We start from the raw sequence: 8,691 nt of genomic DNA, 5'->3' as shown, positions 1-8,691 counted from the left end.
GCGTCAGCGGGTAGAGCCTGGTGCCGGACCCGCCGGCGAGGATGATGCCCTTCATGACAAGAGCCTCCCATGAACGTCTGATTACACAGTTTTTCAAGATTCTAAGCCAAACTACCGCTATGTCGGCAGCTCATTGGCTAACGTGGTCGGCAATCCACCCAAGAGCCACGGATGCGTACGCAGCCGCGCACATCGGAAGCGCGGCATCATCGAAGCGAATCCTAGGGTCGTGCATCGAGAAGTGGTTGTCGGTGTCTCGGACGGCGGCTCCAACAGTCAGGTAGGCCGAAGGCACCCGCTCAGATATGAATGCAAAATCCTCGGCGCCGAGCGAATGCTGTATTCCGCGAAAACGAATGTCCGGCTGGGCCGATCCGATATAGGAAAGACAGGCAGACGTCTGGCTTGCGTCGACGTTTACTGGTGGCACAGCAGAGAGCGACTCGACGTCAGCCGTGCACCCATGCTCGCATGCAATTCGCTGGACAGTCCGGATGACGTCCCTCTTAAGTTCGGACAACACCTCGGGTCTAAATGCCCTCATCGTTCCCTCAAGCCTACACTCGTCGGGAATTGCGTTCGGAGCAGTCCCTCCATGGAAAGAACCGATGGAGATGACCGCCTCCGACGCGTCGCCGACCGTTGACTCCACGAGACCGGGTAAAACTCCGTGAATATGCGCTCCCGCAGTAATTGGATCATTGCACTTCTGCGGCGCGGAGCCGTGACCGCCACGCCCATGGAGGACGATTCGAAAACTCCAAGCGCCCGCAAACTCATTGTCACCGTAGATCATGAGGCCCATAGGGCAGCGGCCATTCACATGGAGCGCAAAAGCAGCATCCACCTGCGGCGCGTTCAACACGCCGTCTGAAACAACGGCCGCTGCGCCGGTAAGAGTTTCCTCGCCGGGCTGAAAGAGGAGCTTCACGCAGCCCCCAATCCGACGGAGATCTTCTTCGCGGCTGCACAAAAGCTTCGCCGCACCCAAAAGAGAGGAGGAGTGCATGTCGTGTCCACATGCATGGGCGCAACCGTTGACGGAAGCCCAAGGCTCCCCGGAGCGCTCTTCGAACGGGAGCCCGTCCATATCGGCCCGTAATAGGATGCAGGGTCCATCGCTGAGCCCGAGAAGCACCACCACCTCACCAGCATTGCCCACCTTCGGCTCCAAACCCATATTGCTCAGCGTATCGAAGATGTACTTGGTGGTAAGCGGTGTGGATAACCCAAGCTCAGGCGACTGATGAAGTTCGTGACGCCATGCACTGAGAACACCACTCAAAGCTTCAGCCTCATCGTATAAGTGCTTTCCGCCGATGAGGGCTGCGGCAACAGGGGTCGGCTCCTTCGCGCGGTGGGGCTCGGTCATGTCAAACAACGCAACGGTCCTTTCCGCCTTAAAGGTTCAACGACTCGGAGAGCGCCTTATACAGCACCTGCTGGCCGCGCCTATTGGGGTGCAGCCCATCGCTGGAAAGAAGGAGTTGGCTCAAGTCGAAACCCTCGGCATCGGCAACCTTGCTGAAGTTAGAGTAGATCGAGACGAAGTTCCATCCCTTTGCCGCGCAGAGATTCCTCAGCACGGCGTCCTCCTGCTCAATCGAAAAGTTGTCCTGCTCAATTAAGGTAGGTGTCGAGGAGCACACCACCACACGGTCGCTGCCGTAGTTCTCCACAAGCGCTGAAATGAACTGCTCGGAATAGGCCTCAAAATCACCCAGTGTCTCGGACTTGTCGTAAGATCCGCGGTCGTTTGCGCCGACCATGACGACCACAAGATCCTCGTCGCCTTGCGCCATCTCCCCATACTCCGAGTAGAATTTCATGCAGCCGATTTGAGGAATACTGGCATTGACCAGGGAGACCCCCAAGCCCTCAAGGTCTGAGCGCAGCATGTTCGAAGCGCTGTGGAGATAAGCGGAAGGCTCGTAGAACGTCGAATCGCCTGTGGCGAGAATCACGTTGTCATTGGTGGAGAACTGATCCTGACACCCGATGCCGGCGAGGATGGAATCGCCGATGATACGAACGGAGCGCACTTGGCCGCTCTTTATGAGTATCCCAAGTTGCAAATCCCCGCGATCCAACGCGGAGATCCTGCAGGGATCGAAGCCGGCGGGCACGTTGAGAAGGGCTCCGGTGACCCAGTCGAAGGTGTATTTAACCCCGCCTAGCTCCTGCTCACCATACTGCATGCGGCCCGTGACCCCGTCGTAATGAACCCACTTCTGGCCGGCGGCAAGGTATTTCCACCCGTACTGAAGAGACCCGTCAACATCGTCGAAGAGGCACCAGCCGTCACCCACAAACGACTCGCCATGCACCATGATCGCAGTCACAGAATCGTAGTAGACCCACTTCTGAACATCAGAAAGTAATTGAAACCCGTACTGAACGGCGCCCGTGATGTTGTCGAAGAGATACCAGCCGTTGTGCTCGGAGTCGTAGCTGAGGAACCTCTCGCCATGGGCCATGGAGCCGTTATCGATGTCGTAGTAGACCCACTTGCCGCCGTTGCTGGGCACAAACGTCATGCCCGTATACATCGCGCCCGTACAGACGTCGAACATGAACCAACCGGAGCGCTCCTCGTTGTTGCCGACATACGACTCGCCATGCGCCATTTGGCCGTTGATGTCATCGTAGTAGACCGTCTTGCCGCCGTTGCTCAGGATATAACGAAAACCCTTGAGCATCGCGCCGGTAATCTCGTCGAAGAGATACCAGCCTCCGTAGCGAAAATCCTCGCCCTTGATCATGTGGGCATGTTCATCGAAGCGCACCCATTTAGATTGCGAGCCGATCCACACGTCTTTATTGCGGGCGATAGCGCCGTCCGAATCAGCCCAATACCAGTACTGATTACCGGTTGAGCCATCTGTCTCGGGGGCGAAGAAAGCCTTGTCCTTGACAACCTGCCCGTTCTCGACCCAGAAATACTGGCCGTCGATATAGTTCCAGCCATCAGGCAAGGTCGCCTCCGGCTCGGAGGGAATCTGGCTTTCGAGCTCATAGCTCTTGAGCTCGTCGTTTGAAGTCAAGGTCGTGGCTGAATCCGATGCCGAAGGAGATTCCGAACCCGCGGACACGTTGGAGGCGTCTTCGGGCTCTACATCAGGAACACCGCTGCCGCCAGACTCACCCTCGGCACAGGAGTCATTGTAAACAAGCTCATCTGAGGCAGACTCGGTGCCCTTCTCACCAGTTGCAACGTCACCTGGAGCTTCTCCGACATCGGACCCGGCATCATCCCCAGCTTCAACTGAGACACCGAGGTCCGCAGCACCGGAAAGGTCGTCAAGGGGCCTCCCCTCAACCGGAAACTGATCGAAAGCCGAAGATGAACCCTCCTCAAATTCTTCCGGCTTGACAACAGCCACCTCTTCATCTTGAGTCGCATCCTCGGCAGCGGCACAATTACCTTGGTCGAAAGCATTCTCCTCGCCCAACGCAAAAACGGGGCTGACTGAGATGCCTGCAGCCACGGCGACCGACACCGCCACCGGAAGAACGCGGGCGCTAGCCTTAAGATCCATATCGCTCCTCAAAACATAACGAATTGCGCCAGGCGAACAAACGCCATCCTACTACTAACCCCTGCCGGCAACCTGATCGAAGTAGTGGCACGCGACCCAATCCGGAACCCAAGTCTGACCGTGAGCCATCTTTCTGGTTACGGCGTCAAAGTAGTACCAAAATTCATCGTAATAATGCAGGCCCTGGATCATCTGGCCGGTCACGTGATCGCATCGGACCCACTTGACACCATTGCAGGGGCATAGGTATCGCCGTGGAACATGGCTCATGTGACCTCGTCAAGGAGATGCCAGCCCGTGGACACGGCCACATTCTTAGAGCTTGAAGAGCCATCGACGTTGCGAATCTCAAAGCGTTGGTTCGCACCGCCAAGGGCGGCCCACAAGGCCAGCCTCGCACCGGCTTCGGCCGACCCTCCGTAGACGTCGATTACCTTGTTCTGCGACCCCGCATTGCCATTGGCGATTTAATGTATTCTTGACGGCCGCTCAGGCAATCTCTACGTCCCACACGGACACATCAATGACAGCCTCGGCGTTATACGAGGCGATGGTTCCGTCCTTTACAAAACAAACTTCTAATCAATCTCTACTGCAATCTGATTGCCAAGGGTCTCGCAGGCATCCTCGAGCTGTGCTTCGTCGTCGAAGCTGAGGAATACGATACCAAGGGCTTTGTTGGCACCGTCAAAAGGCTCCACTGCGTCTCCGGGCTCAACATACATGACGGTCCTGTACACATGTCCTACGATCTCAGGCGAAACGCGGAGCTCGCGATATATGCCAGCGCGGTCGGCATGCAAGACGTACGTGGAGAAAGCGAGGCCGTTGCCGCAGAAATCGATGGGCATAGAACGGTCCCCCATCGCGTAGCGGACGTTGGCCTCCACCAAATCAATGCCCGACAGGTCGGAGAGCTGGATGGGAATCATGTTTCCACCGGCACGTGCTCCAAGCTCGAGAAAGTACGGCACGTCGTCTTTGCCAACAATAATCTCAACATTGAGCTCGCCGAACTCGATGCCCAAGGAGGTGACGAGCGCCTGGACCTGCTCGCGGACGCGAGTCTCTTGGATATCCGAGAGACCTGACGGGTTCCGCTCCCCCACCGGCACAAGGCCTCCCTGGCGATAATCGCGCAGGCAGCTCATAAGCCCCCAGAACCGCACTTCCCCGTCAACGACGAACACATCGCCACCGATGACGCGTGGAAAACCATACTCGATGTATTCTTCGAGGATGAGCACCTCGTTGCGAGAGAACCCTGCAGCCGTCTTGAGGGCGCGCGCAAACTTCTCGATATCGGGCGCGTCGATGATGCTCACGCCCTTAGAGCCCGAGGAATCCGTCGGCTTGATGACGACAGGGAAACTCATTTCTTCCCCGAGCAAAACCCCCAACACCTCATCGGCCGAAGCGCCTACGGCCACAGGAACGGACTTAGGGCACGGGAACCCGTGACCGGCCAGATACTTGCGGAACAGGTGCTTCTCGCTTAGGACCTCAACAGACTTAAGCGGGTTCGTGGGAAGCCCGAGCCGCTCGGCAACATAGGCGGCTGTTGTCGCCGCTGGATCAGAGGAGTACGCAAGAACCCCCGAGACGCCTTCAAGTTGGGCAATCTCGAGCATCTTTTGCTTATCAGTCGTGCTCTGTTGATAGAACACGTCAGCGACGTATTGTCCGGGATTATCCGGCAAATAGTCGCACAGCACGGTCCGGTAGCCCAGTCGTTTGGCGGCCTCGATGGCGACAACCTGTTGCTTGGAGCCACCGAGGAGCAAGATAGAAGACATGCGGGGAAACTCCTAGGCTTAGCGCGGGATGCCGTTGCGAGCCTTGATGGCGTCCTCGCCCAGGGCGTCGATGGCCGCGAGGCGCTTCTCGAAGTACGGCGCGAGGACCTCGTGCGTACGGTACGGGGTGAACATCTGCAGGTAGGTGCAGCCGGAGTGAGAGTTGATCTCCATGAGCTTAGGACCCTTGTCGGTCATGCAGAGGTCGTAGCCGAGCCACTCGACCGGGGCCACGCGGATGGCCATCTGCTTGAGCATCTCCTCGAGCTCGGCCCAGTTCTCGATCCTGCCGTCCACGTAGGTGCCGCTGTCGGGGTGGGTGTCCACGTCTTTGCGGCCGTCGTTGTAGCTCAGAAGGATCGAGTGCTTGCCGGTGCTCGCGCCGTAGTTGCCCGTCTTGGGGTCGAAGGGCACGTTGAAGAGACGCAGGCCGGGCTCGCGCGGCAGGTTGAAGTTGCTCTTGCTGTCGTCGTTCTTGCTGATGCCCGAGTCGTCTGAAACGGCGAAGCGGAAGTAGGACGCGACGGTGGTGGGCGAGACGCCGTCCTCGTTGAGCATGAGGATGCGAAGCGTGTGGATAACGGGGTTGATCTGCGCGAACTCCTCGGCGGGGTGGAAGAACTCGGTGTAGAGGTAGTTGCGGTTCGCGGTCACGAAGTCGCGGACCTCGTCCTCGGTGGCCTCCTTGTTGCCCACATAGAAGGTGCCGTCAAGGTAGGAAAGCTTATTGAAGCCCATGCCCCAGCCGCCGTTGCAGGGCTTACAGGCGAACTCGCCCTTCTCCTTGAGCAGGGCGATGAAGCCATCGAGCGACTTGTCCATGTGGCTGTTGATCAGCGGCAAGATGCGGGTCTGGTCGACGTAGTAGTAGCTCTCGGGGATGTACTTCTCGAACTCCGTGCCCGCGAACAGGTAGGCGAAGGTGAGCTTGTCGTTAATCCAGAAGCGCTCCCAGTCGTTGAGCGGCCAGACGCGGCAGTAGTCGTAGTCCGAGAGGTAATCGTTCTTGTTCTGCTCGTTGAGCTGCAGCGCCACGGCGGTCTCACCGTAGAAGCCGTTAGCGTGGGCCCACTCAAGCAGCTCGGGGTCGATGAACTGGGCCTCGGCGTTGCTCTTGCGCTCGCGCTCGAGGTTGCCGAGGTACTGATTGGCCATCTTCTTTGCGAAGCCGTCCTGGAGCAGGGCTTCCATGGTGTTCTCTACCATCTAATTGCCTTTCTCATAGCCAAATACGGATCAGCACAAATTGAGTTCATTATATGGGTCAAATGCTAGCCCAACGTTGCGACCGCCCTGATTATAGATAAGCAAAAAACAACGGCTCTCCGGGAGCCTCGGAAAGCCGCTGCTGAGTAGTGCTATAAGTGCATAAATTTAATTGTTAAAACGCACATCGTTGTAAAGACGAATCGTGGTGTACATAGGCACCCAGTCAAAAATCCACTTGGCATTAACGGTGCTCAAGCGAACGCAGCCGTCAGAAATATACTTACCAAGCTGCGAATCCTCGTTATTTCCCGTGTGGATAACGGAGTGAATTCCCTGATCTTGGACGAAGTGATATCGATAAGAAACGTTCGCGAAACGGTCGATCTCGACCTTTGCGACAGCGGGGCCAGACCAGGTGATAGGGCCGCTGTTGCTGTCCGTAAAGTTGTCGATCTGAGCGCCATAGCCGTTGGCGCTGTGATCATAGACGGAGCCGTTGGTGATGCCCTTCTCTTCATTGGTCAAAAGGCCGAGGTGCCAGAAGCCCGAGTAGGTCTTGTTGTTGCGGCCAACCGTGCAGAGGTAGTCCTGAAGCGGAATCCAAGTACCGTTAACCTTCCGGAACACCATGGTCCTCAGACGGACCTTGTCGACCATGACATATACGTCGTTGGTAGCACCGGAAGCGCTTCCAGCCCAGTTGAGCCACTCCCAAGCATCATGCGCGGCGTTGGTGGAAGCGCACTGACGGCCGGTGACGGTGTCGAAGTAGTTCCACGAACCGTTGATGTAGTGCCAGTCGTAGAGCATCCAGCCCATGGTAGTGTCGTAATAGACCGTCTTGCCGCCATAGTATGAATCCGAGGCGTCGGCAAGCCACTTGTAGCCATAGGTCGTGGCACCAGTAGTTTTGTCGAAATAGTACCAGTGGTAGCCGGCTTTGGTATTGTCCTTGGACTGGCGATACTGCTCGCCGTAAACCATCCAACCATACGTGTCGTCGTAATAAACCCACTTGCCGCCATTGGAGGGAACATAAACGAAGTTCTTGAGCATCATGCCGCTAGTAGTGTCGAAGAACCACCAGTGCCACTGGCCATCGACCTTAGAGACGCGACAGTCCTCGCCCTTGACCATGCTGTAGTCGTCTGAGATGCGCACCCATTTGCCCTGGCCGTTGTTGCGCCAGTCGCCCTTCTCGGCGTTGTTGTCGAGCGGGATGTAGGTGTCCTTGTTGCGTGCGATGGAGCCGTCGGCGTCGGCCCAGTACCACTTGCCGGTGCCGGAGTCGTAGAAGGCGTGCTCGGTGACGGCGCGCCCCTCCTCGTACCAGTACTTAACGCCGTTGGCGTCGGTGTACCAACCGTACCAGGGCGTGTTCTCTGCGGCGAGGGCCACGGCCTGGTCAGCCTCGGCGACATCGGCGTCCTTCGCGTCGGCCGTGTCAACGACAGCGTCACCATCGACGGCCTCGTCGGCAACATCGTCAGTCATGCCATCCGTAGAGTTCCTCTCGGTGATCGCATCCGACTCAGCGCCGGTCTTCGAATCGATCTTGGTGTCAGCAGCGGCGTCGGCATCGGTGTCGTCAGCATCGCCAGCGTCGGCAGCCTCGCCGGACTCGCTCGCAGCGCCGGCATCGACGCCCTCGTCGCCCGCGGAGGTCACGGCATCGTCAAGATCGACGGTGTCGCTTCCCTCGGTCCCAGAGGGAGAAGAAACTTCGTCAGCCTCGCTCGAATCGGCAGCAGGCGTCTCGGCAACGGTCGTCTCGACGTCTTCGGCGGGCGAAGCCTCGGCCGTTACGGCATCGGAAGCGCCCTCGGCCCCGTTTACAAGCACCTCTTCGGCGTGAACCGGCGTCGCACCCATAGCGAGCGTAAGGCCAGCTACCACGGCAAAGGCAGCTCCAGTGGCCTTCTTGTTCCAAGAAAAAGACATGTGAAACTTTTCCTTCCTATTGGCTGCAAAAAACAATTTAATGAGTTTAGAGGACTCATGCCGACAAATGGCCACAAGAGACCATTGACATAATTTATTCAGTGCGCATGCTCATTACTGAGCGAGAGCCAAACTCTTTGGATACGCGTCTCTCAAGTCCCATAAATTACGCGCCAACTCTACATAACATTGGGTTTGCATTAGAG

At 57.5% G+C, this 8,691-nt stretch carries 6 protein-coding genes; all 6 read right to left on the bottom strand.

Going from position 1 to position 8,691, the window contains the following annotated elements; genetic code table 11:
• The coding region (locus U5709_RS10630) for a sugar phosphate nucleotidyltransferase (RefSeq protein WP_199583465.1) at window positions 1-55 on the bottom strand (55 nt) is incomplete at its 3' end.
• A 75-nt stretch (window positions 56-130) separates the two neighbouring features.
• Window positions 131-1,372, bottom strand: coding sequence for a M20 family metallopeptidase (locus U5709_RS00220; protein ID WP_321971482.1), 1,242 nt, complete (start codon window positions 1,370-1,372; stop codon window positions 131-133).
• Window positions 1,373-1,400: 28 nt separating this feature from the next.
• Entirely contained in the window at window positions 1,401-3,539 is a 2,139-nt protein-coding gene (locus U5709_RS00215; protein WP_321971481.1) for a GDSL-type esterase/lipase family protein, read from the bottom strand.
• Window positions 3,540-4,117: 578 nt separating this feature from the next.
• A complete protein-coding gene (locus U5709_RS00210; RefSeq protein ID WP_321972506.1) occupies window positions 4,118-5,335 on the bottom strand; it encodes a hypothetical protein in 1,218 nt (405 codons plus the stop codon).
• Window positions 5,336-5,353: 18 nt separating this feature from the next.
• A complete protein-coding gene (locus tag U5709_RS00205) occupies window positions 5,354-6,541 on the bottom strand; it encodes a sugar-transfer associated ATP-grasp domain-containing protein (RefSeq protein ID WP_321972446.1) in 1,188 nt (395 codons plus the stop codon).
• A gap of 168 nt (window positions 6,542-6,709) precedes the next feature.
• Complete coding sequence (locus tag U5709_RS00200) at window positions 6,710-8,485, bottom strand: L,D-transpeptidase family protein (RefSeq protein ID WP_321972445.1); 1,776 nt, start codon at window positions 8,483-8,485, stop codon at window positions 6,710-6,712.
• Window positions 8,486-8,691: the final 206 nt, after the last annotated feature.

This window comes from Paratractidigestivibacter sp. (genome assembly GCF_963660155.1).
Taxonomy (GTDB): domain Bacteria; phylum Actinomycetota; class Coriobacteriia; order Coriobacteriales; family Atopobiaceae; genus Paratractidigestivibacter.
This window is presented reverse-complemented; position numbering and strand designations above follow the sequence as displayed.